General features: G+C 54.9%; 1 protein-coding gene. It reads left to right on the top strand.

Annotated features, from left to right (window positions below; genetic code table 11):
- Positions 1-22: 22 nt before the first annotated feature.
- Positions 23-477 (top strand): glycosyl hydrolase family 28 protein (locus tag EVC45_RS45165; protein WP_248295560.1); only part of this gene is annotated, 455 nt, incomplete at its 3' end.

Raw genomic sequence — 477 nt, 5'->3', positions numbered from 1 at the left:
AAACTTGGTTACCTTCTTGTTCATGGCTCCATTCTCTCAAGAGTTGGAGCCTCCACAAAATCCGGGGCGGTTCAGTACTGCGACTACATCTAATAAAAAGTCTTGCAATCCGCTCATACTTGCCCGGACAACTACAGGCAGCGCGATTGTGGGTGACGGGACCATCGACGGTCGTGGTGGCAGCTTGCTCACCAGCGGCACCAATGCGGGCGTGCGCACTTGGTGGGACGTCGCATATCAGAACAAGATCTCCGGACTACACCAGCAAAATCCCCGACTTGTCCAGGTGACGGGAGGCTCCGCTTTCACACTCTATCGCATCACCTTGCAGAACTCGCCCAATTTCCATGTTGTCACCGATGGCGTTGCGGGAGTAGTCGCATGGGATATAAAGATCCTTGCACCAAGCCTCGCGTACAGCGTCAGCGGGTATGCTTGTCCCTCTGGCACCACACCTGACAAGAACACACCCGCTAC

The sequence above is a fragment of the Paraburkholderia sp. UYCP14C genome, assembly GCF_004197395.1.
Taxonomy (GTDB): domain Bacteria; phylum Pseudomonadota; class Gammaproteobacteria; order Burkholderiales; family Burkholderiaceae; genus Paraburkholderia.
This window is presented reverse-complemented; position numbering and strand designations above follow the sequence as displayed.